At 29.5% G+C, this 25,049-nt stretch carries 25 protein-coding genes; 4 read left to right on the plus strand and 21 right to left on the minus strand.

The window, feature by feature from the left end:
• Nucleotides 1-59: 59 nt before the first annotated feature.
• The 17 genes from selD to AC2TY9_RS12445 all read right to left on the minus strand — a co-directional run bounded on the left by selD (nt 60) and on the right by AC2TY9_RS12445 (nt 15,774).
• A complete protein-coding gene (gene selD, locus AC2TY9_RS12365; protein WP_489777813.1) occupies nt 60-1,091 on the minus strand; it encodes a selenide, water dikinase SelD in 1,032 nt (343 codons plus the stop codon).
• Nucleotides 1,092-1,688 (minus strand): sulfurtransferase-like selenium metabolism protein YedF, encoded by a 597-nt coding sequence (gene yedF / locus AC2TY9_RS12370; RefSeq protein WP_489777814.1) that lies wholly within the window; start codon nt 1,686-1,688, stop codon nt 1,092-1,094.
• Between the two features lie 166 nt (nt 1,689-1,854).
• Nucleotides 1,855-2,046 (minus strand): sodium-dependent tyrosine transporter, encoded by a 192-nt coding sequence (locus AC2TY9_RS12375; RefSeq protein WP_489777815.1) that lies wholly within the window; start codon nt 2,044-2,046, stop codon nt 1,855-1,857.
• 19 nt (nt 2,047-2,065) lie between these two features.
• On the minus strand, nt 2,066-3,088 hold the full coding sequence (locus tag AC2TY9_RS12380) for an energy-coupling factor ABC transporter ATP-binding protein (protein WP_489777816.1): 1,023 nt from the start codon (nt 3,086-3,088) through the stop codon (nt 2,066-2,068).
• The gene (locus AC2TY9_RS12385) at nt 3,085-3,780 is read right to left on the minus strand and encodes an ABC transporter permease (protein WP_489777817.1); all 696 of its coding nucleotides are present in this window, start codon (nt 3,778-3,780) and stop codon (nt 3,085-3,087) included. The genes AC2TY9_RS12380 and AC2TY9_RS12385 overlap by 4 nt, the downstream gene beginning before the upstream one ends.
• Nucleotides 3,781-3,793: 13 nt before the next feature.
• On the minus strand, nt 3,794-4,606 hold the full coding sequence (locus AC2TY9_RS12390; RefSeq protein WP_489777818.1) for an ABC transporter substrate-binding protein: 813 nt from the start codon (nt 4,604-4,606) through the stop codon (nt 3,794-3,796).
• Nucleotides 4,607-4,642: 36 nt separating this feature from the next.
• Nucleotides 4,643-5,887 carry a molybdopterin molybdotransferase MoeA gene (locus AC2TY9_RS12395; protein WP_489777819.1) on the minus strand — a complete coding sequence of 415 codons (1,245 nt, stop codon included), beginning with the start codon at nt 5,885-5,887 and terminating at the stop codon, nt 4,643-4,645.
• 9 nt (nt 5,888-5,896) lie between these two features.
• Nucleotides 5,897-6,871 (minus strand): cysteine desulfurase, encoded by a 975-nt coding sequence (locus AC2TY9_RS12400; RefSeq protein ID WP_489777820.1) that lies wholly within the window; start codon nt 6,869-6,871, stop codon nt 5,897-5,899.
• Entirely contained in the window at nt 6,872-7,234 is a 363-nt protein-coding gene (locus tag AC2TY9_RS12405) for a winged helix-turn-helix domain-containing protein (RefSeq protein ID WP_489777821.1), read from the minus strand.
• Entirely contained in the window at nt 7,206-7,637 is a 432-nt protein-coding gene (locus AC2TY9_RS12410) for a ModE family transcriptional regulator (RefSeq protein WP_489777822.1), read from the minus strand. Before AC2TY9_RS12410 ends, AC2TY9_RS12405 begins: the two co-directional genes overlap by 29 nt.
• A 4-nt stretch (nt 7,638-7,641) precedes the next feature.
• The gene (gene fdhD / locus AC2TY9_RS12415; protein WP_489777823.1) at nt 7,642-8,430 is read right to left on the minus strand and encodes a formate dehydrogenase accessory sulfurtransferase FdhD; all 789 of its coding nucleotides are present in this window, start codon (nt 8,428-8,430) and stop codon (nt 7,642-7,644) included.
• A gap of 184 nt (nt 8,431-8,614) precedes the next feature.
• Complete coding sequence (locus AC2TY9_RS12420; protein ID WP_489777824.1) at nt 8,615-9,514, minus strand: formate dehydrogenase subunit gamma; 900 nt, start codon at nt 9,512-9,514, stop codon at nt 8,615-8,617.
• 15 nt (nt 9,515-9,529) lie between these two features.
• Nucleotides 9,530-10,144, minus strand: a complete 615-nt coding sequence (gene fdh3B, locus AC2TY9_RS12425) for a formate dehydrogenase FDH3 subunit beta (protein ID WP_489777825.1) — start codon at nt 10,142-10,144, stop codon at nt 9,530-9,532.
• A 10-nt stretch (nt 10,145-10,154) separates the two neighbouring features.
• Nucleotides 10,155-12,986, minus strand: coding sequence for a formate dehydrogenase subunit alpha (locus AC2TY9_RS12430; protein WP_489777826.1), 2,832 nt, complete (start codon nt 12,984-12,986; stop codon nt 10,155-10,157).
• A 15-nt stretch (nt 12,987-13,001) separates the two neighbouring features.
• Nucleotides 13,002-13,208, minus strand: coding sequence for a twin-arginine translocation signal domain-containing protein (locus tag AC2TY9_RS12435; protein ID WP_489777827.1), 207 nt, complete (start codon nt 13,206-13,208; stop codon nt 13,002-13,004).
• A 92-nt stretch (nt 13,209-13,300) separates the two neighbouring features.
• Nucleotides 13,301-14,074, minus strand: a complete 774-nt coding sequence (locus tag AC2TY9_RS12440) for a TorD/DmsD family molecular chaperone (RefSeq protein WP_489777828.1) — start codon at nt 14,072-14,074, stop codon at nt 13,301-13,303.
• A complete protein-coding gene (locus tag AC2TY9_RS12445; RefSeq protein WP_489777829.1) occupies nt 14,071-15,774 on the minus strand; it encodes a 4Fe-4S binding protein in 1,704 nt (567 codons plus the stop codon). The genes AC2TY9_RS12440 and AC2TY9_RS12445 overlap by 4 nt, the downstream gene beginning before the upstream one ends.
• A 162-nt stretch (nt 15,775-15,936) precedes the next feature.
• Between AC2TY9_RS12445 and AC2TY9_RS12450 the strand changes: the two genes are divergently transcribed.
• From AC2TY9_RS12450 to AC2TY9_RS12465, 4 genes are read left to right on the plus strand one after another with little or no spacing between them, the layout of a single operon-like run.
• A complete protein-coding gene (locus AC2TY9_RS12450) occupies nt 15,937-17,085 on the plus strand; it encodes an ABC transporter substrate-binding protein (RefSeq protein ID WP_489777830.1) in 1,149 nt (382 codons plus the stop codon).
• Nucleotides 17,078-18,679: an ATP-binding protein gene (locus AC2TY9_RS12455; RefSeq protein ID WP_489777831.1), complete on the plus strand. Its 1,602-nt coding sequence runs from the start codon at nt 17,078-17,080 to the stop codon at nt 18,677-18,679. The genes AC2TY9_RS12450 and AC2TY9_RS12455 overlap by 8 nt, the downstream gene beginning before the upstream one ends.
• The gene (locus AC2TY9_RS12460; protein WP_489777832.1) at nt 18,672-19,337 is read left to right on the plus strand and encodes a response regulator; all 666 of its coding nucleotides are present in this window, start codon (nt 18,672-18,674) and stop codon (nt 19,335-19,337) included. Before AC2TY9_RS12455 ends, AC2TY9_RS12460 begins: the two co-directional genes overlap by 8 nt.
• 9 nt (nt 19,338-19,346) lie before the next feature.
• Complete coding sequence (locus AC2TY9_RS12465) at nt 19,347-19,841, plus strand: type II toxin-antitoxin system antitoxin SocA domain-containing protein (RefSeq protein ID WP_489777833.1); 495 nt, start codon at nt 19,347-19,349, stop codon at nt 19,839-19,841.
• 5 nt (nt 19,842-19,846) lie between these two features.
• Here the strand turns inward: AC2TY9_RS12465 and AC2TY9_RS12470 are convergent, their stop codons facing one another.
• From AC2TY9_RS12470 to AC2TY9_RS12485, 4 genes are all read right to left on the minus strand, one after another.
• Nucleotides 19,847-21,280 (minus strand): sensor domain-containing diguanylate cyclase, encoded by a 1,434-nt coding sequence (locus AC2TY9_RS12470; protein WP_489777834.1) that lies wholly within the window; start codon nt 21,278-21,280, stop codon nt 19,847-19,849.
• A 64-nt stretch (nt 21,281-21,344) separates the two neighbouring features.
• Nucleotides 21,345-21,815, minus strand: coding sequence for a thioredoxin family protein (locus AC2TY9_RS12475; protein WP_489777835.1), 471 nt, complete (start codon nt 21,813-21,815; stop codon nt 21,345-21,347).
• 3 nt (nt 21,816-21,818) lie between these two features.
• Nucleotides 21,819-22,511: a thioredoxin family protein gene (locus AC2TY9_RS12480; RefSeq protein WP_489777836.1), complete on the minus strand. Its 693-nt coding sequence runs from the start codon at nt 22,509-22,511 to the stop codon at nt 21,819-21,821.
• Between the two features lie 109 nt (nt 22,512-22,620).
• The gene (locus AC2TY9_RS12485) at nt 22,621-24,990 is read right to left on the minus strand and encodes a cytochrome C (protein ID WP_489777837.1); all 2,370 of its coding nucleotides are present in this window, start codon (nt 24,988-24,990) and stop codon (nt 22,621-22,623) included.
• Nucleotides 24,991-25,049 lie beyond the last annotated feature (59 nt).

A 25,049-nucleotide genomic window follows, 5' to 3' on the forward strand; every position in this document is an offset into this window, starting at 1 on the left:
TAATAATATATAATAAAATATAATTCTTAAATTCAAGGTTAAAATAAGTACTGCTTATACTATTTGAGTATTAAACTCTTTTGCTCTTTTTGTTTTACAGTAGCAATTACTGCACTATACTCATAGCCTTCACTTTTAAGTCTATCTAATAATTTTGGTGCATCTTCTTGAGATACACTTATTAAAAGTCCCCCTGAAGTTTGAGCATCATAAAAGAAAATCTCATTTTCAAAATCTTTTTTTATTTCTACATTTGGTTTTACATAGGCTCTATTATTATATGTTCCACCTGGTATTATTCCCATTGAGGCTAATTCAATTGATTCTTCTATTATTGGAATCTTTTCAAAGTCAAACTCAAGACTTACATTTTTTGAAGCCATCTCTAAAGCATGCCCAGCTAGACCAAATCCTGTAATATCGGTACAAGCACTAACATCAAACTTTCTAGCACACAAAGAAGCTTTATGATTTAATTGTGCCATTATAGATGCACCTTTTAGTATTACTTTATCATCTAACATATCTGCTTTTATTCCAGTTGTTAAAATCCCAATTCCAATAGGTTTAGTAAGTATTAAAACATCTCCAATTCTTGGTGTATTATTTCTAAATACTTTTTTTGGATGAACAGTTCCACTTACACTTAAACCATAAGTCATCTCAGGAGCTTCAATGGTATGACCACCAGCAAGAACACCTCCACACTCTTTAACTTTTGTTAAACCACCTTGTAAGATTTCTGCTAAAACCTCTTTTGGGTGATGACAACCATCAAATCCTACTAAGTTCATAGCTGTTAATACATCAGCTCCCATAGCAAAAATATCACTAAGTGAATTTGCAGCAGCTATTTGTCCATATAAAAATGGATCATCAATAACTGGAGTAATATAATCAACTGTTTGTACCATTGCTTGATTTTCATTTAATACAAATACAGTTGCATCATCACTACTATCAATTCCTACAATTAATCTTTCATCATCGCATTCAAGCTTACCAAGTAAATGTGATAGCTCCCCCGGAGCTAATTTGGCTGCTCAACCTGCGGCTTTTACATATTTAGTTAATTTATGTTGGTTATTCATTTATAAACTTATAGTTCCTTCACTGTTTAATAATGTCTCTACTGTTCCATAGGCATTTCCTATTTTACCAACTTTAAGATTATTGGCAACTTCATAAAACTCCAAACAAACTCCACAAGAAAAAATCTCTACACCTTTTTCTTCTAAATTTTTAAATATTTCAATAATATCACTATTTTCATCTGCTGTTGTTAATAAGACACCTTTATTTACACAAATAATAGTTTTAGGTAATTTTGGTAATTCAAGTATACTTTTCAAAAAGCCAACTACAAGCATACTACCTAATTCACCCTCACCTACTTTATCATCTTTTATAAATACTGTCTTATTTAAAAAATTTGATTCATCTAAAGAGTCTTTTGTTGCAACACTACAATCATAACCTTTTACAATAGTTACTTTAAACTCATTATTACCTAAATCTTCAACTTCAGAACTAAAGCCTTGTTTTGTGGCAAATCTAACTACATTTTCTTGAGAGGCAATATTATCTACTGATACTTCTAAAACAGAGTTTTCTTCTAACTCATCTAAAGCTTTTTTTGTTTTTAAAACAGGTTCTGGGCAAACTAAACCTTTGCAATCTAAATTCATAATTTTCTCCGATAATTTTTTAATCATATTTATAGTTTGTGAAGTTTTATAACCTAAACCTTAGGTGTTATTTTAAGATACTTAAGAAACTAAGAATAATATTCTATTTTTTAATAGCATTTATTTTAACTAAATGCCATTAAAAAACAGTATAGCAAGAGCTATACTATTTTACTTGTTTTAAAAGTTCTTCAATCCAAGCTGATGCTTCATCAGTTGTTTCAAATTTCTTTGATTTTGCAACTTGGTCTTGACACTCATAAAATCTAACTCTTATTCCATCTTCAACATGGTCAATTTTCATTCTAGTGATTTTTGCCATATTAAGATAAACTCTATCATTAAGCTTTACAAACATTTTTTCTCCTTTCTAAAATTTATATCCAATGTATATTTGAAGTTTCTATATTCACATATATTTTATCTCCAGGTAAGAATCTTTGCTCTTGCATTATATCTCTACTGATACGACATGAAAAAGAAATTCCTCCTATTGAAAATTCAACTAATAAGAAATCAATTTGATCTTGTTGTGAAATTGAAGAGACAAGTCCTATTAGTGTATTTTCATTAAACATATTATCACAATCTTTTCTACAAATAGTTATGTCATTTGAGTCTATCAAGGCAACAGAATCTTTTTTCTTAGATTCGCTATTTTTAATACTAAGAAATTGGCCATCAAGGAAAAGTTTAACTAAGTTACCATTTTCATCTTTTTCCCATGGAGCAAATAGTAAATTTACATTACCACTTTCTATTAAACGTCCTTGATAAAGTGCAACTTTTTTATCGCAAATTTTATTTAACCAATTATGGTCATGACTTGAGATTAATATTGTTGTATTCCATTTTTGTTTTGCAGTTAAAATAGCTTCTTTTATAAGCTGAGCAGAATTTGTATCAACACCTGTTGTTGGTTCATCAAGGATTAAAACCTTTGGTTTTAAAATAAGTCTTGCAGCTAGTGCAACTCTTTGAGCTTCTCCACCAGATAGTTGACTCCATTTTCTATATTTAAATGATTTATCAAGACCTACTAAAGATAAAGCTTCTTCAACTTTTTCTTCCATATTATTTGTTTTATTTCTAAGTTTTAAACCAAATGAAATATTTTCAAAAACACTTCTTTTTAGTAGATATGGATTTTGCGGTACCATAACTATACTCATTTTTGTTTCAGTATCTATTCTTTTATTATCTATTCCATTATAGTTTAAATAACCATTTGTAGGTTTATTTATAAAAGACAACAAAGAAAACAAAGTTGATTTACCACTACCATTTGGACCAAAAAAACCTATAATTTTGTTCTCTTCAAGTTTTAAATTCTCTACACTAAGAACTTTTTTATCTTCATAGTACTGTTCTATGTTTCTTAATTCATAAAGTGTACTCATTGTGTCCATCTCCTCTTAAATAGTGACAAACTAATATTTACAATCAAGGCAACAGCAAAAAGCACTAAACCTAATGCTATACCAGTAACAAATTCACCTTTTCCTGTTTCAAGTGCAATGGCTGTTGTAACAGTTCTAGTATGATATTTAATATTCCCACCAACCATCATAGAAATACCAATTTCTGTAATAATTCTTCCATATGCAGTCATACCTGCAGTCATAAGACCAAATCTAGCCTCTTCTAAAGTAGCAAACATAATTTGTCTAGGTTTAGCACCTAAACCTTTTAAAGATACATAAAGACGTTTATCCACTGCTTCTACAACAGCAGCTGTCAAAGCAATTATGATTGGAAGTCCTAATACAACTTGACCAATAATAATTGCTTGTTGAGAAAAAAGTAAATCATATTTACCAAATGGTCCAACATGGGATAACATAGTATAGGCAATTAGACCAATTACTACAGTAGGTAAGGCAAGTAGAGTATCAACTACTGTTTTTACTACTACCTTACCTTTAAAGTTGTAATACCCTAGAAAAAATCCTAAAGGTAGTCCAATTAATAAACTAATTATCAAAGACCATGAAGAGACTGTAATAGTTGTAGTAATTGCAGAGTAAACACTCTCATTACCAGAAGTTAATAACTCTATTGCCTCTTTGAAACCATCGGTAAATAGATTCATTCTTTAAAAATCCTTATTTCCCTGCGTTTGGAATAAATAAAGCTTGACCTAAAAGTCTAAAATCAGCAATAGTTTTTTGTGTTTTAGGACTAACAACCCAATTAGTGAATTTTTTAGCTAATTCAGGTTTTACATTTGAACACTTTTCTTTGTTAATTGAAACTACAGAATATTGATTGAATAATGTTTTATCACCTTCAACAACGATTTTCATTGGATTTTTATCTCCTTGTTGAGACATGTATTTAATCCATGTTCCTCTATCTGTCATTGTATATCCAGCTTTTTCAGACGCCATATTAATAGTTCTTAACATACCTTGACCAGTTTGAACATACCAAGATGAAGCTTCTTTTGTATCAACTTTTGCATTTTTCCATAAAGAAAGTTCTTTTTTATTAGTCCCTGAATTATCACCTCTTGAGAAAAATTTAGCTTCTTGAGATTGAATAGAATTAAGTGCCTCACTTGGAGACATAGCTGAAACTTTTGCTGGATCTTCTTTTGGTCCAATAATTACAAAATCGTTATACATAACTTGTTGTCTATCAACACCAAATCCAGTTGCAATAAATTTTTTTTCAGATGCCGGTGCATGAACAAACAAAATATCAACATCACAATTACCACCCATTTTAAGTGCTTTTCCTGTTCCTGTTGCTACCCATTTTAAAGTTACACCAGTATCTTTTTCAAATTTTGGTGCTAAATAATCTAATAATCCAGTATTATCTGTACTTGTAGTTGTTGCCATCATTAAATCTTGAGCCATCATTGATGATGCTAACATAGCACCTAAACCTAATCCTAATAACGTCTTCTTCATTTTTCTTCTCCTAATATAAAGTTTATTTTTATGTTTTTAATTAAATATTTCTGTTTTAGTTTCTAAATATGAGCAAGAAAATCTAATCACTCTTAGAAACTCACCTTCAACTGTTGTATCTCTAGTTGGTCTTGTAACAACAATTGCATTACTTTCATTTAGTACTGTAATCATTCCTGAACCGTATTTGTTCTTTTTTGTAACTTTAAATTCGCCACTTTTAGCTGTTCCTAGTACAACATTTACTCGACCAGTTTTTGTTTTAAAATTTTCTTTGTTTACGGCTAAACAAATATCTTGATAAATAGAATTTCCTCCTTGAATCTTATTTAATACAGGTATTGCGAACAGATGCATATTCACCATTGCTGTTAAGGGATTACCTGGTAGACACATAACAAAGCAATTATTTAACTCTTTTTCTATAACACCCATCATAATAGGACGTCCTGGTTTTATATTAACCCCATGGAAAATTGTTTTTAAACCATTTTGTTTAAAAGCATCTGCCATAAAATCAGCATCACCCATAGATATACCTCCTGTTGTTATAACAACGTCATAACAACTTAAACTATTGATAAACTCAATAGATTGCTCTAAATTATCTGGAATAACACCAACATATGTAGAATCAAAACCTTTTTCTTCAAGAAGTGTAGTAATTGCGTAAGAATTGCAATTATAAATCTCATCATTACTTGCTTCTTCCCAAGGCTCTTTAAGTTCATTCCCTGTTGATACTACTGCAATAGATATTTTCTTATAAACTGCAATTTTTGTAATCCCTTGTGATCCTAAAACTGCAAGAGTTGAAGAGTTTATAACTTCACCTTTTTTAAATAAAATATCATCAATTGCTTTTTCCTCTCCTTTTAATCTTAAGGAAGAACCTTTTTTTATATTTTCAGGAATTGTTACAATCTCATTTTCAAAACTTATTACATCTTCAATTGGAATAATAGTGTCAACATCACTTGGAACTTGTGCCCCAGTCATAATTTTATAACACTCATTCTCGTCTAAACAAGCTTCAACTTTTTCACCTGCAAAAATTATTTTTTTAACTTTTAAAGATTTTCCAGCATCTAAAAACTTAACTGCAAAACCATCCATTGCTGAGTTATTAAAAGAAGGAAGGTTTTTGCTACATAAGACATCTTTTGCAATGATTCTATTTAGTGCATTTTCAATATTTACAATCTCTGTAAAACTAGTTGCTTTTGCATTTTCCAAAGACTTTTCAACTGCAAGCTCGAAATCTAAAAACTCTTTTTTCAAAATATTCTCCTATGAATTTAAAAGTAAAATTTGTCTATATTTTTTAGAGATTTTCTTAACTACTTTTAAAATAGTTTCATCATCTAAATATTCACTAAAATCTAAACTCAATGCCCATCTAGATTCACTTTCTGTATAAGCCATTTCCTGTATAATTCTTGACGGTTTAGAAAAACCAAGAGAACAACCCTCTCCATTTGTAACAAGAATGTTTTCTAAGGCTAAAGTTCTAATTATCTCCCTTGCTTTTATACCCTTTAATCCAAAATGAAGTGTATACTCTAAACTATCTTTAGGGTTTACAAAATAATAAATGTTAGTCTTAAACTCCCCATTAAGAGTTTCCAAAAATCTATTTTTAATATTTTTTTCATAATTTATTTTTTTAATATTTTTTTCTATTTGATAAATTGAAACTGTTGATATTTCAGAGATTACACTCTCTTCAAATTCATTATTGTATAAGAGTATTGAGTCTAAAGAGTAACCAGTAAGTTTATATGAATCTAACAATACAATATCTGAACCAAGACTCGTTAGTGTTGCACTAATATTAGAGATAATTGTGGCTTGCGTTTTTTGTTTTACTTCATCTAAATTAGTTTTTATATATGTATCCATTACATATGAAGAGCAAAATATATAGTCACATTTTGATAGTTTAGATAAATCTACAAAGCCCTCTTTTGTAAGGGGAATTAAATCTATCTCAAAACCTTTTTCTATTAAGAAATTTGCAGCTTGAACTATAGCTTCACTCTCCCCTACACTAACACTAATTTTTCCTTTTAAAGAAAGCATTAATGAGATAAAACCATCTTTGTTAAACTTAAAAGTTTTAAGATTTTTAAAACCAAATTTTAATGAAAATTCTTTAATTTTATTTTCGACATTTTCATTATTTTTTAATGGATTCAATGTTTGTTCTTTATCAAAATCCAATGGTAAGACATTTGAGAACTGAAGTGAATTTAACTTTATCATTTAATCTTCCTTAGCGCAATTAATCATTTTTTCATCTAAAAAAAGTTGGGTAAACCTTTCATCACTAAAAGCTTTTATGTCTTCTTTTAGTTTTTTAAAATTCTCAACTAACTCTTTTGCTTTTGGTGTTAACTTTGTACCACCACTATTTCTACCTTTTTGTACAATTACAAGTTCATCATCAATATATTTTTGAAGTATTTTTATATGACTCCAAGCTTTTTTATAATTCATACCAGCTTTTTTTGATGCTTCTGAAATGGAACCCGTTTCATCAATAAGTTCTAATATTTGTGTTTTCCCTCCACCAAATATTAAATTGTTTTCATCATCTTCAATCCAAATTTTTATTTTTGACTTCACGATGTCCCTTTCTTTTTCTAAAACATCCCAATTGACAATTAGTTACTTCCACATCAGTAAATTTAACTGTTGAACCTACTCTTCTTAAGCTTGATTCCTTTGCTAACTCCCATAAAATCCTACAAGTAACATCTTTATCTTGTGTGAAATTTTTAGATATTTTATTATAGATTGAATCTTCAGCGTCATGGAATTGTATTTTTCCAAATACACCTAATTCACAGTTTGTAATTTTTATATCTTCACTTTTACAAGCATCAGACATATCAATTGGTTCTACTCCAATTAATCTTGCAACTTTAAAAGCCTTTAGACAAGATAGTTTCCCATCTTCGTCTAAATTGCTTAATAAAAGTTCTTTTTGAGTTTCATCTAGGTTGATCTCTTTTTGCATTTTTCCCATAATATTATCCTACAACTCTACCACTATGTGTATATACATTCATTTTTTTGCCTCTTGCAAATCCTATAAGTGTAACTCCATGATTGTGTGCTGTCATAACACCTAAATGCGTTGGTGCTGTTCTTGAAACAACAATAGGTACTTTATGCATTACAGCTTTTACAACCATTTCTGAACTTAATCTCCCACTAACGAATAAAACTGATTTTGTAGTATTTAAGCCTTTTAGCTTACATTTCCCAACTACTTTATCGATGGCATTATGTCTTCCTATATCTTCAGATGTTACAGTTGATCCATCTTCTAAATAAAGCATTGCTTTATGAACACATCCTGTAAGTTTATATAATTCACTATCTCTGTAGAAAATGGCAACTTCCCGGCTTATAACCTCTGGACTAATCACAAAATTTGTTTGGTTGAAAGGTACTTCTACACTTCCAGCAATATTTCCAGTTACTCCACCACCGCAACCACTTACTAGTGTTTTTTCTTTATAAAGATTACTTAATGAATTTTCATCAATCTTTGCTGTTACATCGACTCTTAATCCATTTTCACTTAAAATAACTTCTTGAACATCATCCATAGAAGAGATTACATTCTCACTCATCAAAAAACCAATAGCATGGGCATCTTGATCTATTGGTATACACATCATTGAAATAGCTTTTTCTCCATTTAAATATACATTTAATCTAGCTTCTTCAATTGTTATATCTTCTACTTCTCTTACTTCATCACCGTTTACTTTATCTATGATAATCTTTTTCAAATATCTTGAATTATCCATCTTCTACCTTCTCTAATATGCATATTTTGCATATTTTAAATTAAAAAAATAAACTAAAACTTAAATTAGTATTACAAAATCAATTTATACATGAGATTGTATATAAATTTAATATTCTAGTCTGTCATGTATATGACAATTAAAAAAAACTCTCCATTTTGATGCTTTATGGAGAGCTTTTCTTTTATAATTGTTTTTGCTCTTTTAACTTTTTATAATAAGAGCTGTGAAGAATTTCTATCTCTTCTTCCTCTTTATACCCACTAATCATCGAATGAATTGCACCTTTAATTGCAAACATTGACATATATACATGAGTAAAAAATAATGCAGCCACAGCCATTCCCATTACATTGTGAATAATTGCGCATGCTCTTAAAAAATCGATTTGTGTTATACCATATGTAGCAAGTACAGGAAGAGTGAAGTCCTGAAAATACATTGCTGCACCAGTAAGAATCATTAACATTCCACCAAAAGTACAAACCCAAAACCACATTTTTTGACCTGCATTAAATTTACCTGCAGGGATTGGTCTTTTTACTTTACTCAAATATCCACCTAGAATCATCATCCATTTAACATCGTCCATTGTTGGTAACATCTCTCTTATCCACATGATTGTCATGGGAATAATAGAAATAGCAAAGAACACTGTTGCAATTGCATGTAACTCTTTACAGATTCTAACAAAAGCTCCACCTTCAAATACTGAACCAAATATCATTACAAATCCTGTAGGGATAAGTACTAAAAATGAGAACCCAGCAATCCAGTGAATTAATCTGTGGAACATATTGAATACTTTAATTTTTTTTCTATCATGAGAAAATATTTTAGGGCCAATAATAAAGTAGTGTATAGCGAAAACTGCAGGTACACCAAACAAAATCGCTAAAAATGCAATTGAAAAATATTTACCTTGTAAAAGTGTAAATAAAGGTCCAAGATGCAATGAACCCTCTTTATCATAACCTAAAATGTTGGGTACTAAGTCTTTCCCCCATATTGCACTATCAGCATTAGCACCAAAGGCTAATACTGAAAGAGTCAATAGAGTTAAAACTATATATTTCGTTTTCATTCTCTATCTACCTTATTATATATTTGAACTATATGCTGTCGACCATCCATATGGTTGAACTTTAGCACCGTGTCCAGCTGATAATACTCTTTGTCTATAAATTTTAGACACTTCTTGAGAGTCACCAACTAATAATGCTTTTGTTGAACACATAGCTGAACAAACAGGAACTTTACCTTCAGCAATTCTATTTTGCCCATAAAGTTCTCTTTCATGTTCACTATTTGTTTCAAGTGGACCACCAGCACACATTGTACATTTATCCATAGCACCTTTAGTACCAAATGCACCATCTTGAGGAAATTGAGGAGCGCCGAAAGGACAAGCGTATAAACAATAACCACAACCAATACATTTTTCTTTATCGTGTAAAACAATTCCATCTTCTCTAATGTAGAAACAATCTACTGGACAAACTTGTTCACAAGGTGCATCTGTACAATGCATACAAGCAATTGACAATGAATACTCAAGGTTTTCAATACCTTCATTCATTGTAATTACTTTTCTTCTATTGATACCTGCTGGTAACTCATGTGCTTCTGCACAAGCAACGGAACAACCATCACATGCGATACATCTTTGTTCATCGCAATAAAATTTTAATCTAGCTTTTTCACTATTACTCATCTACAACTCCTTAGGCAAGCTCGACTCGACATAAACCACCTTTTGTCTCAGGAATCTGAGTGATGATGTCGTAACCGTAGTTTGTAACTGTATTTGCACTTTCACCTATAGCATATGGTTTTGTACCCGCTGGATATTTGTGCGACATATCTTCCCCTTGGAATGCACCAGCAAAGTGGAATGGCATAAACACTCTATCTTCACTAACACTAAATGAATACTTAGCTTTAACTTTAATTTTAGTACCTTCTGGTGAGTGAACCCACATCATAGCACCATCTCTAATTCCTAGTTTACCAGCTAAATTAGGATTAATTTCACAGAACATTTCTGGAGTTAATGCAGCAAGATATTTACTTGCTCTATTTTCCATACCTGCACCATTCATATTTACAAGTCTTCCTGTTACCAAGTTAATTGGGAACTCTTTAGACCAATCTTTTTCTGACTGTTTTGAAGCATATTTAGTATCAACTCTATAGTGATTTGCTTTATCCGCATAACTTGGATACTTCTTAACTAAATCTTGTCTTGGAGAGTGTAATGGCTCTCTGTGCATTGGAATTTGATCAGGGAATGTCCATACTTTAGCTCTAGCTTTTGCATTTCCATAAGGAGCAATTCCTCTTTCCATACATTTTTCAGCAATAATATTAGAAGTATCAACTTTCCAGTTTTTACCAATTTTTGCTTTTTCATCAGCGCTTAAAGTAATTCCTAGAACTGATTCAATGTTGTCTCTAGTAATCTCTGGATATCCATCTTTATTAGATGAAGCTTTTGGAGCACTTCCAGCACCTGCTAATTGAGATACACCATCGTGTTCTAATCCAAATCTATTTCTAAATCCCATACCTCCATCAACTACACTTCTGTTGATGTTATATAAAATTGGGCTTCCACCATGTTTTTCTGTCCAGCATGGCCAAGGTAATCCATAATATTCACCCTTCATAGCACCATACCCACGCCCTGAAATTTGGTCAAACATATGCCAATTTTCAGTATGTTTTTTGATTCTATCTGCTGTCCAACCTGTTAAACCAATAGTTTTAATGATTCTTGCAATCTCATTAGTTGCATCATCTGGCCAAGTGAAATCTTTTTTGTTATCTTTGATTTTCATTCCTGCAGTAAACTGCTCATAGAATCCTAATCTTTTAGCTAACTCAAACATAACTTCATGGTCAGTTTTAGACTCATACATTGGCTCAACAACTTTTGTTCTCCATTGAACAGTTCTATTTGTTGCTGTTACTGAACCACTTGTTTCAAATTGTGTTGCACTTGGTAAAATAAATACGTCATCTTGTTTATCTGTTAAAATAGCAGCTTCATTTACAAAAGGATCACAAAGTACTAGCATTTCTAGATTGTCTAGACCCTCTTTGATTTTTGCTTGTTGTGCAACTGAAGTAATACCATTACCCATAACAAATAAAGCTTTTAGATTTGTTCCACCATTAGTTACTTTATCGTTACCATCTTTTCCATCAAGAACACCAGCCCACCATCTAGATAGTGTAAATCCTGGTTTATTCATCCATTCTTTTGCTCTAAATCTTCCTTTTAACCATTCATAGTCAACACCCCAAGATTTTGCGAAGTATTTCCATGAACCATCACTTAGTCCATAATAACCTGGTAATGTATGAGATAAACAACACATATCAGTAGCACCTTGAACATTATCATGACCTCTTAAGATGTTTGTTCCACCACCTTCTTCACCCATGTTTCCAAGTGCAAGTTGTAAAATTGGTGCCATTCTTGTATTAGAAGAACCAATTGTATGTTGAGTAAGACCCATAGCCCAAATTAATGTACCTGGAGTAGATTTAGCATACAATCTAGTAATTTGCATTAATTGTTCTGCTGGAACTCCTGTAACGTCCTCAACTTTTTCTGGAGTCCACTTTTTAGCTTCTTCCATAATCTCATTCATTCCATAAACTCTGTCATTGATGAATTTATCATCATGCCATCCATTTTGGAAAATAAGGTTTAACATTCCATACATAAAGGGAATATCTGTTCCTGGTCTAATTCTGCAATAATGATCAGCTTTTGCAGCTGTTTTTGTAAATACTGGATCCACAACGATAATTTTTGCGTTGTTTCTCTCTTTAGCTTTTAAGAAATGTCCAAATCCTACAGGGTGATTAACCGCTGGGTTTGCTCCAAATATAATAATAGCTTTAGCATTTTGGATATCTCCAAGTGAGTTAGTCATAGCGCCATAACCCCATGTATTCGCCACACCGGCGACTGTTGCACTATGTCAGATTCTAGCTTGGTGATCTATATTATTTGTTCCATACATTGCTGCAAATTTTCTGAAGTAATAAGCTTGCTCCGTACTCATTTTTGCTGAACCTAAGAACTGAACTGAATCAGCTCCAACAGATTTATGCAATGCATTCATTTTGTCAGAAATTCTTGTATAAGCTTCATCCCAAGAAATTCTTTTCCATTTTCCAGCTTCTTTTACCATTGGGTGTTTTAATCTAACTTCTGATCTAACCATATCAATCATATCAGCACCTTTACAACAGTGCCCACCTAATGAAATTGGATGATCTTGAGCTACTTCTTGTCTAACCCAAACCCCGTTTTGTACTTCAGCTATAATACCGCATCCTACAGAACACGCAGTACAGATGGTTTTTACTTTTTTAGAACCTGGAAAAGGATTTTTAACCTCTTCACTAGTTGCTTCTCTAGTAACTCCATCATTAGCAAAAGCACTTGTTGCACCAGCAGCAGCAGAAACAGCAGCCATTTTAATAAATGATCTTCTACCTATTTTTGCTTTGAGTGCATCATATGTACTTTGTGACATACTTACTTCTCCTTCTTATAAAGCTTGTTTGTAAAAATCTTCCCAAGCTTTTGATTTCTTATAAAGAATCTCTTTTTTAGGAGATTTCCCTACAACAACACCATTTGATTCTACGTCAGCCTTTGTAGAACTGTTAGCAGATGCTAACACCGTGGTACCAACAGCAGTAGCACCAACAACTATTGCAGTTTTTTTAGCAAAATCTCTTCTACTTTCTTGCATAGTTGCTCCTTTTTTTGTGATTAGCCCCATAAATGAGACTTAAATAAAGAAAAGTTATTTCCTTACTTAAGTCGCATAAGGGATAAGTTTATTTAGATTCCATCTTCCACATCGTAAGTTACGAATACAGGGCAAGATTCATCATCTTTTTTCTTAGGTCCATTTGCTTTCATTGCTTTATTTCTTGCACGTCTAGCTTTTTCTTCATCTGAAATCTCTTCAGAAACTTTTGTTTTTGAAGGTTTTGAAACAATATTTGGTTTTGAAACTTCTAAATAGATTCTTTCAAATTCAACAAATGCTTTTAATAAAACAATTACATTTTTAAAAATATCTGCACTTTCATGTTCATATAGTTCTTGTGCAAATTCATCTACAAATTCGTTTAAAATTTGTGCAAAGATACAATGAGTTGTATTTGAATACTCATCATGTCCTTCTGCTTGAAGTTCACATAACTCTGCCATAATTGTGAAGATGAAACCTATATGATCTTCATAATCAGTGTATTTAGATTCGTCTCTTCTTATTTTTGTTTTTCCTAAGAAGTTTTGCATCTCAACTCTTTTTTTACCACTTTCAATATTCTCATCAAAATATGAGGCAGTTGTTCTAACTGTTTTTGTATGTGGTGAGTGAAAAATCTCATCAAATTCATTCATAAATACAATGTTTGAATCAGATTTTAAGACTTTTCTAATATTTTCAAAAGCTTCATTTGTTGATTCATCTAATGGATTTTGTTTTAAAGTATCGATAATAGAAATAAGTTCTAAATATCTGTTATTGTTAGTTGTAAAAACAAAAAACCGAGAAAACATTGCATAATATAAAGCTCTTGCTTTATTGATTTTTTGAGTATTCATATAGCAATTCCTTGTTTGTTATTATAATTTGTTGGATTAGACATGTAACTTTTCATCATAATTTTTGGTTTACATGTTTCGCAACAATAAAGTGTTCTTTCTTTGATTGGGTCTTTAGCAAAAATAGGAGACATTATTTTTGCAATTTTTTCAACTGCTTTTGTAGTAGCAAACTCTTTACCACATTCAACACAAGCAAAAAGTGAATCTTTTGCTAAGATATTTTCTTTAAACCACATAGGTTGTAATTCAATCACATCCCTTTTAATTGTTAAACAATCTACTTCAGGACAAGATGCTTCACAATATCCACATGAGGTACATAATGATGGATTTAATCTTAAAGTATTATCATTTGCATCTGCAAAGATTGCATTTACATTACATGCACCAACGCATGATAAACATAAAGTACAATTTGCTTCATTTACTTCAACCTTTGCGTAATGAACATTTGGTCCTGTTTGGACTTCACCATAATTATATTCACCAACAATTTTTGAAAGTCTAATTGCAAAATTTTCTCTTTTTCTTAAACTCATATCATTTAATTGATATCTTGAACCATCAATAAAATCTGCTTTTTCTAAAGCCTCAACTAACTCTTCTTTATTCATTGCAACAATAATTGCATCTTTTTGATATTTTGCTTGATAAATTTGATTTAATATAGAAATAGAATCAATAGTTCCTTTAGATAAAAAGTCAGTATAAAAAACTACTTGAGAACCTGATTCTTGTAATATTGTTAATAAAGTTGATTCATGTAAAAATTTCTCACCTTCAATCTTAAATGGTAAAACATCCTCTTTTAATTGAATTTCTAAAGAAGATACATTCATTTTATCTGGAATAATTAAAGGAATATGTCCATTGAAAAATTTACTCATTGAATAAATAGACTCTCTATCTGATGGAGTATAGTCTAAAGCACCACTTGGACATACTGAGATACAACCACCACATCCATGACAATCAATTTGTGAAAAATGTAAATGTTTTTTTTCATCATCTTTAATAATTGTTGTTGTTGGACAAACCTCTACACACTTAGCACAGGTTTCATCTCTTCTTTCGTGGTATTGACAAATTGTTTTATCATAACTTAAAAACTTTTTATATTCATAATTTGAAATATTAGCTCTAACTTGAGCTAAAACATCGTCAATAGAAGTTTCAAGTGGATCAAAACATCCACTTTGTTTTTTACCTTCATCTTTCATGTCAAACCAAATGATTTGATCTATATTTAAAGTTATGTCTTTATTGTCATCATCTACAACTACTTTTAAATTTCCAATTGATCCATCGATTGATTTTAAAATATTTTCATTAATGTGAAAAAGATCAAACTCATTTGAGACTATTTTTTTAATAAACTCTTTTTTCCATGAGTCTTCACAGATTAATAAAACTTTTTTCTGTACATCTTGACTAAAAGTCATATCTTGAGCATTATCAAATCTTGATTCATTTAAGTCATAAAGTTTTTCAACATTTTTAATTTTGTTAGCTATTGTATCTTGTGAGTTTCTAATATAAAAATCGATTTCGTCAGCAACTAATTCTGCATTAAAAAGATTTGTATTTGAAACAATAAAATCTGAATCTTTATATTCAATCATATTGTTAGTCACTAAAATCTTTTCAGATAATGGAAAATCTAAGTTTTGTTTGTTGTAGTAAATATACTCTTGCATAACCTATGCCTTATTGGTAAAAAATATTTTACCATTCTAAACTGATTAGACTTTATCAAAGCTTAAATAGTTAAGTTTTTTTTACTAAATTTTTATAACTTTTTAATTTTTGTTAAATTTAAGTTTACTATTATGGTATAATTACAATTTTAAGGAGAGTTATTGAAAAAAATTTTAATTGCTGTTTTTATTATTTTTGTCTTTTTAGTTTATTTTTTTAATGATAAGAAATTTTATAATAATACTATAGTACTTGGAGCTTCTTTGCCTAAAACTGGTATCATGAAAGACTGGGGGAAGAATGTAGAGCTTGGTACTAACGCCTACTTTAAATATGTTAATGAAAAAGGTATTTTACCAAATAAGAAAAAAATATCTTTAGTTTCACTAGATGATAAATATGAACCTAATTTAACAATTGAAAATACAAATAAGCTATTAAATAGAAAAGATTTATTTGCATTTTATGGTTATGTTGGGACACCTACAGTAAAAAAAATATTACCTATAGTAGAAAACAATTCTATACCATTTATAGCTCCTTTTACTGGTGCCTCTTTTTTAAGAGATAAAAATAAACAAAATATTGTAAACTTTAGAGCCTCTTATTATGAAGAGATTGATAAAATAATTGAGTATTTAAATACAAAAAAGAAGATAAAAAAATTCGCTGTTTTTTATCAAAATGATGATTATGGTGAAGAGGGATTTGTTTCAACCATAAAATCTCTCAGAAATAGAAATTTAGATTTAAATGGCGAAGGTATGTATAAAAGGAATACATTATCTATAAAACATGCTTTTAGTGAAATTAGAGATTCTAAACCTGAAGCTATTATTATGGTGGGTGCATATCAAGCAAATGCTTTATTTATAAAAAAAGCAAAATTAGATCCCCTATTAAAAGATTCAATTTTTTGTATTATCTCTTTTGGTGATGCTAGTGCTATTGTAAAAGAGCTAAATTATGAAACAAAAAACATAATCTTCTCTCAAGTAGTTCCAAGTTTTGATAATTTTAAAATTGAAATTGTTAGAGAGTATAAATATATGATGAGAAGATATTATCCTAAAGAACCATTAAGTTTTATCTCCCTTGAAGCCTTTCTTATTGCAAAAAGTGTTGTTGAATCGATTAAAAATGTAAAAGGTATTTTAACTAGAAGTGCTTTCTTAGAACAATGGAATAAACTGCCAAATGAACTATTAAGAGGTATTAAACTTGATCATAAGAAAGATCAACTATCAAACAAAGTCTACTTATTTAAATATGAAGATTCAACTTTCAAAGAGATAAATAAAGATGATTAAAAAAATACTACATTATTATGAGAACTTGTCATTTAGATATAAAAGTTCTATTTTACTGTTTATTATAACAGGTGGTATGATATCAATTATTGCTTTATCTCAGATATCTGTTTACTCAATGAAAAGTGACTTTGATACCCTATTTGAAAAAAGAACAAAGCCTATTATTGAACTGGAAAATATAAAAGATATCTATAAAATCAATATTTATGATACATTTTATGAAATCCAACAAAAAAATATTACCATTTATCAAGCAAAAGATATTATCTCTTTAGCACAACAACTTATTAACAAAAGTTGGAAAAACTATAAAAAAGCAACTATTGACAAAAAATATGAGAAATCTTTTATTACTAATTTTATTAATGATTTTTTTGAAATAAATAAAGAAGATGATAATGAAAAGATTTTACAAAGTAATTTAATTTTGAATATAAATGAAAAAATCTCAGATTTACATAAAGATATCAATAGAATAGTTCAACTTCTTCAAAGAAACAACTTTGTTGAGGCAATATTTTTTATTGATAAACTTTATTTTGAGATAAATTCAGTAAATGTATATATTACAAATCTTACAAACTATGATTTAAATCTAGCAGTAACAGAAAAAAGAGAGACTCAAAAAACCTTTAATCTATTAACAACTATTTTAATCTATTCTATTGTTTCTGTATTTTTATTTTCAGTTATTTTATCAGTTTTATTAATTAACAACTTTAGAAAATTGCACTTTAACCTTGAAGATGCAGTAAATGAAAAAACAAAAGAGTTACAAGAACTAAATGATTATCTTGAAATAAAAATCAATAAAGAAGTAGCAAACTCTAGAAAAAAAGACTTAATAATGTTCCAACAATCAAAACTAGCAAGTTTAGGTGAGATGTTAGGAAATATTGCACATCAATGGAGACAACCATTAGGCTCACTAATGATGATTATTCAATCATTTCAAACAAAAATGGAATTTGGAAAACTATCCTTTGAATTTGTTGAACAAAAAACTAAAGATGCAGTGCTTCTTGCAGAAAATATGTCAAATACCTTAGATGATTTTCAAAACTTTTTTAGTCCGAATAAGGATAAAGTGAAGTTTTCAGTAAAGGATTGTGTTTTACATGCAGCTGATTTATCTAAATATATACTCGAAAAAGAGAATATAAAATTAAATATAATCATCATGAATGACTTAAATATTTATGGATACTACAATGAATTATCCCATGTAGTTTTAAATATGATTTCAAACTCTAAAGATGCATTAAAAAATATTGATAAAGAAAAAGCTATCAAAATTGTGGTTAAAGAGTATAGACAAAAAGCAAGAATACTTATATATGATAATGGTGATGGAGTAGATGAAAAAATCCTTCCACACATCTTTGAACCATACTATACAACCAAATATAAAAGTGCAGGAACGGGGATTGGACTTTATATGTGTAAACAAATTATTGAAACACATATGAATGGTAATATAAAGTGTAAGAATGTTTACAATAAAATAAATAGTGAAAAACTGGAATATGGAGCACTTTTTATTGTGGATATTCCATTAGATAATAAAAATGAAGGACAAAGTGATGACTAAAGAAAGAAACCTTAATATCTTGTCAACATTTAATATACTATATTTAGAAGATGATAAGTCTCTACTAACACATACAAAAGATATCTTAGATGATTTTGTTGCAAATGTTTATGCAGTAAACACATCAAAGGAAGCAGTTGAAGTTTTAGAAAGCAAAAAAGTAGATGTTATAATTTCAGATATTTTATTAGAAAATGAAAATGGAATTGACTTTTTAAGGGATACAAAACAAAAAGATATAAATATACCAACTATATTAACAACTGCGCATACAGACACAAAATATCTTTTAGATGCTATAAAACTAAAAGTTGAAAATTATATTGTAAAACCAATAAATATAAAAGAGTTGCTAAATACTTTACATGATATTTTGTTCCCGATAGTTCAATCCCATGAGATGCAAAAAAATATTAATGTGATAAAAACAATATCAGCAGTTACAGATAGTAAGCAAGTTGAAATCATAAAATATATTATTTCAAATTTAGACAGTAATAATGAGCTTGTAACCTCATATTCAGATATTATGGATAAAATTTCTATTTCTAAACCTACATTAATTAAGCTTTTTAAAGAATTAGCAGAGAAAAAGATTTTAACAAAGGTTGCACATAAAACATATAAATTTAATGAAGACTCATTAGATTTAATTTAAAGGAATAATTTGAATATTGATATAACAAAAGTTGCAAATGTAATAATCTACATGCTTGATGAGGATGTAAAACATTTAAATGATAGAAAGCTACTAATTCTATTATTTTTAATTGATTATGACTTTTTTAAGAATAAAGGTAGAAAGATTTTTGGAGACAAGTATATAAAGCAAAAAAGAAATCCAGAAGCTCTTGTATTAACTGAACTTTTTGATATTATTGCAAATGGTGAAGATTTAGAAGAAGATGATGAAAGACTTTATCTTATTACTGATATGCTTGATTTTATAGATATTGAAATTCTTACAAAAGAAAAATTTATTGAACTAAATTTTTTAAAAATGGAAGAGGATTTTGATTCTTCTATGTTTGATAAAGATGAAATGAAGTGTATCAAAGACATTGTAGAAAAATACAAAGAAGACACAGCAAGAAAAATAGCAAATGCTTGTTTTCAAATTGATGATGTAAGAAATAAAAGTTTAGATGAAATAATCATCTAAACTTATTACAAACTATTTATTTGATTTTTACCATTCTTTTTAGACTTATACATCGCTTCATCTGCCCTTGAAGTGATTGTATCAACTGTATCTGTTTGTTTTAGCATTGTGATACCTAAACTTGCTGTTACTTTAAGACTTACAAGTTTTTTTATTTTTATATTTGATTCAATCTCTTTTCTAATATTTTCACAAACTGAAATAGCATTTTCTAAAGAGGAACCAATAAAAGAGATAACAAACTCTTCTCCACCCCATCTCCCTAAAATATCTGTTTTTCTAGTATTTCTTTTTAAAATATTTGCAATCTCTTTTAAGACTAAATCCCCTTTTGCATGACCATAGTTATCATTTATTGATTTAAAATTATCAATATCTAAAAATACAAAAGATATGTGTTGGGGTTTTCTTTTGTGTAAATCAATTTGTCTATTTAATTTCTCTTCAAAGTCCCTTCTATTTGAAAGATCAGTTAAAGAATCATATTGTGATAAATATTCTAATTTTTTACTGTAGTTTCTAATAATATAAAAAACAATAAAGGCAATTATAAAGGTGATAAAAATAGAAGTAATCAAATTAAAATAAAAAATATTCTTTACATCTTCAGTAAAATCATCTAAATTTACTTTTACTGTTAAATATAGATCAAGCTCTGGTATATACTTTGTATTTATAATATATTTTGAGTCATTATGCTCATATTCAATGATATTACTTTTTTTAGAAATTATAACATTTTCAAATTTTTTAAGAGTTTTATCTTCTTTTATAGTTTTATATTTATAAAATTTTCTTTCAGATAAAACTACCCTTCCGTTTTTATCAAAGAAAGTTACATGGAAATTGTATTTACTTCTAAACGTCTCAAGTAATTCATCAATATATGATATTTTAATAGCAACTCCTGTTGCACCAATAAAGTGAAAGTTACTATCAAAAATTTTATAGTTAATAAACATAATCATATTATTTGACAAATGTTCATTAAAATCTAAGTTTATTTCATGCTTACCTTGGGAACTATAAAAGTCAAAATACCACTTATTTGCTGGATTATCTTTTTTAATTTTTTCTACAACTCCGTGGGGAGTATAATAATTTTTTGTTTCATTAGAAACTAAAAAAGTATTAAACATATTGTATTTATTTTTAATAGCTTCAAGATACTTAATAATTTTCTTTTCATTTGATTCTTCGTTTAATAACCAATCATGAACAAAAGTATCATTTGCCATCATTGAAGAAACTAAATAGGGTTGGATAATATTTTTTTGAATATCAGAATATATATTATCCAAAGATAAAGGAAGGGATTGATTTTTTAATTGCTTTTGGGCACTATTTAAAGAAACTACATAATTTACAAAAGATATACTTATCGATAAAACTATTAACAAACTTGTAATAACTATAATAACTTTATATTTAGAATTCAAATCAAACCTTTAAAATTAAAAGGAAATCATATCTTTTTAAAACTTAACAATTAAAAACTAATTGTTAAACCCCATTCTCTCTTAAATATTTTTCCCAATCTTTTGTATTATATGTACCCTCATGTAATCCTTTTACAAACTTCATAAAAGTAATCATTTGAGATGGACTTGCATATCCAGGTAATTGAAAAATCCTATTCCAATGTTTATCAAACATTACAATATTTGGAGTTGTCTTAGCTGCAAAAGCCATTCTAAGAGTTGTAGTCGTTTCTTTTTTCTTTGCTTTCCCAACTAAATAATCTTGTTCTTTTTCTCTATTTATCAAATAGATATTAAACTCTTTGGCTAGTGTATTCATTTGTTTATTTTCTCTAAAATCTTTTTTTAATACATCACAATAAGGGCAAGTATCACTTTCAAAAATAAACATTACACCTTTACCCTTTGCAACTAGTTCATTACCACCTTGAAAAAGCTCATTTCCAAATGAGTTTGAAAAAATTAAAAAAGCTATTAATATAAGTTTTTTCATTTATTATCCTTTTTTTAATACATCTATTCCATTTTTAATATAGAAATCTTTTAAAGCTTGATAAACTTCACCATTTTTTCTATCTTTACCTTTCCATTCACCACTTTTCATAAAATCCATAGTTACTAAAAACTGCTGTGTTGGCATATAACCTGGTACAACAATAACAGCTTTTGCATCTTTATCTGTAAAAATAATAGTTGGGGTTGCTTCAATCCCATAAACCATAATCATAGTTTTTGTATCTACATCTAATAATTGTCCTTCATGAAATTGTTTATGTCTTAAATTTTCATGGGCTTTAAAATAATATGATGAGAATTCATCTTTTATTTTTTGTTGTAATTCTTTTGATGCTGCAATATCAGCCTTTAATCTATCTGAATATGGGTCAGAATTAGTTCCAAAAACTAACATCATTTGTTTACCATTTGGTTGAATTTTTGCTACGTCTTTAAAAACTTCAGGCACTATATAATCATAAGATGCATAAACTAATGGTTTTTCATCTTTTTTTGAAACATTCTTTTGATTTATAGCTTTTTGGATATTTTTTTCTATCTCTTTTACTTTCTTATCAACTTCAGCATTATTAACTGTATCTATTTTAGTCTCTTCACTTATACAACCTGATAATAAAACTGTCACTCCAATTAATGATACATATACCATTTTAGAAAAAAGATTACTTTTCATTTATTTCCCCTTATTTAATGTAATTAACAATATTAACTCTAAACATTAACATTGTTAAAGACAATAAAGGAGAGCCTAAGCTCCCCTTATTTATATGTTCATCTCAAAATTACTTTGCAGCTTTTTTAAAGATTTCACTCATTTTTTGAATATGCTCTTGCATATTTAACTTTTTGTCTGTATTTAGTTTATTCCATAGTTCTTTATCACTCATATTTTCATGACATCCCATGCATAAACCAGTTTTTTCCATTCTGTCCCTTTGGTCTTGGTCAAGAGGTCTTGAAGCTGGCCAGTGTGTACCAACAGTTTGTAACTGTTTACCATCTCTAGTTACAACTTGAGACCAATCATAATCCATACCAGGAATACCTTTCATTTGAACTTTTTTATTTGAAGGTATAAATTTACCGGTTCTTAAATCTTGAAGATCCATATAAATATCATCACCTTGTTTTTTCATAAATTGTCCATCTTGAATTCCATATCCTAAAGTTTTAGGATTAGTGTGACATGATTCACAACTTCTAGCTTTTCTTCCTGATGTATGTGGTTGAACTGGAGACATATCTGTTCCTGCAACCATTGAACCATTTGGTCCATCTGGAACTTGTGCTTGTTTGTTAATAATTAATGTTTTACCATCAGGTCCAATTACAGTAAATGTTACTTGACAACCAGGCATAATAGGAGTTACTAATCCCTCACCATTGATACCTAATATTGGGTCTTCCCATCTTAAATATGATCTAGTTTCACTTGCTTTACCAAATAATTTTTTACCTTTTGTACCTAATATAGACTCTGAAGTTTCACCATTTTTAAAGTTAGTTGATCCTGATGCGATCCAATCTGTTTTTGATTTTCCTGGAGTATAATCAACTTTTACGTGACAACCATAACATTGTGGCGCCCAATCAGAGTGACAAGCATAACATTCTAAGTTATCCATGTGTGCTTGAACTTCACCCATAGCAACATGTGCGTCTTTAGATTTATATGTTTTTGTTTCAGCTTTATACTTTAATAAAGGAACTTCTAAATCTTTACCTGATGCTAAATGTGCAATAACTTTTTGTTTACCTTCAACTTTGACAACATTTCCTAAAGGATTACCCCTAGCTGATAATAAATACCCACCTTGTTTATCATAAACTGTTCCTTGAGTCATCCAATATGGTAATTCATTTGCCATTCCTCTTGGACCTTCGGGTGTATCTATTCCAAAGTTCTCACCGAATCCAACTTTTAATTCCCAAGGATATTTATTATTTGTACCATGACAGTCAGAACATTCAATCTCAACCTGACCTAATGTAGTACCAAATAATGTACCATCCCCATGCATATCAATAGATGTGTGACAATCTTGACAAGTCATTCCAGCTTCAAAGTGTAGATCTTCTTTGATATGTTTATATTTTTTACCATGACTTTTAGGTTGATTTTCACCACCCATATCAAATGGTGAACCATAAGGTTGTTCCATTAAACCAACATAAGAAACACCAATTCTTTTACCTCTGTTGTGACATGAATTACAAGTTTCTGGGTGAATACCACTAAACTCCATTCCAGAAGGCGTTTTAACTTTTGCTTCTCTAGTACCTTGAATCATATGCACTAACATATGTCCATTTTGTGATTTGTCGATAGTTGGGTCATTTCCTTCATATAATCCTTCATTCCCATAAGGGATATGACAAGCTGAACATCCCATACCTCTCCAGTCACCTCTACCTTTTCTTCCTCTGACTCCAATATGGCATCTTTGACAATCAGATCTTTGATAAGTAATAGAAGCCATATATCCAATTTCATCTTCAGATTTACCTTTGAAATCTTCTGGACCAGTTGGAGGTAATGGTAATTGTTTTAATTCAGTAGGGAATTGATCAGGATATTTATCGATCATTTTTACCATATAATCTTTATATACTTTTGTTCCCCAAGCTGGTTCTTTACCATCTTCATCTTTAACATCGTAGTTTGCAAACTTAACTTTTTTAGTTGGTTCACTTCCCCATGAATGTAGATTACCTTGGATTTTACCTGCTTCTGTTTGCATTAAAGCTTTTTTTGTATTTGCTACTGTATCAGCATGACAAATACCACATGTTTTATCAGCAATCCAAATTGAACCTGGATCTCTAACAAATTCAGCTAACCCGCCAGCATGAGCTTTAGGTGCACCCTTATGCGCTCCTGAAACTGTTCCATCTTCAGGATTACCACCGTGACAAACTACACAACCTGCACTATCACCTAAGCTTTCTCCCATAGCAATAATTTGATTCATCATATCAGATTTTGTGTCTCTAATAGACTCAATACCTTTGTGACATTTGATACATGAATCACCACCTTCTACAGGTGCCATTTCAACTTTTCCTTTTGAGTGCTCAGCTCCAAAAGCAAAAACTGATAATGCTACAGTAAAAAAAGCTACTTTTGCAATTTTTAGCATTGTGCTTTTCATTTCTTCTCCTTTTTTGTTAGGATTTATCCCAACTATTAACGAAGTTTATCAGAGGAAAG

The organism is Arcobacter sp. ISO1 (assembly GCF_058105185.1).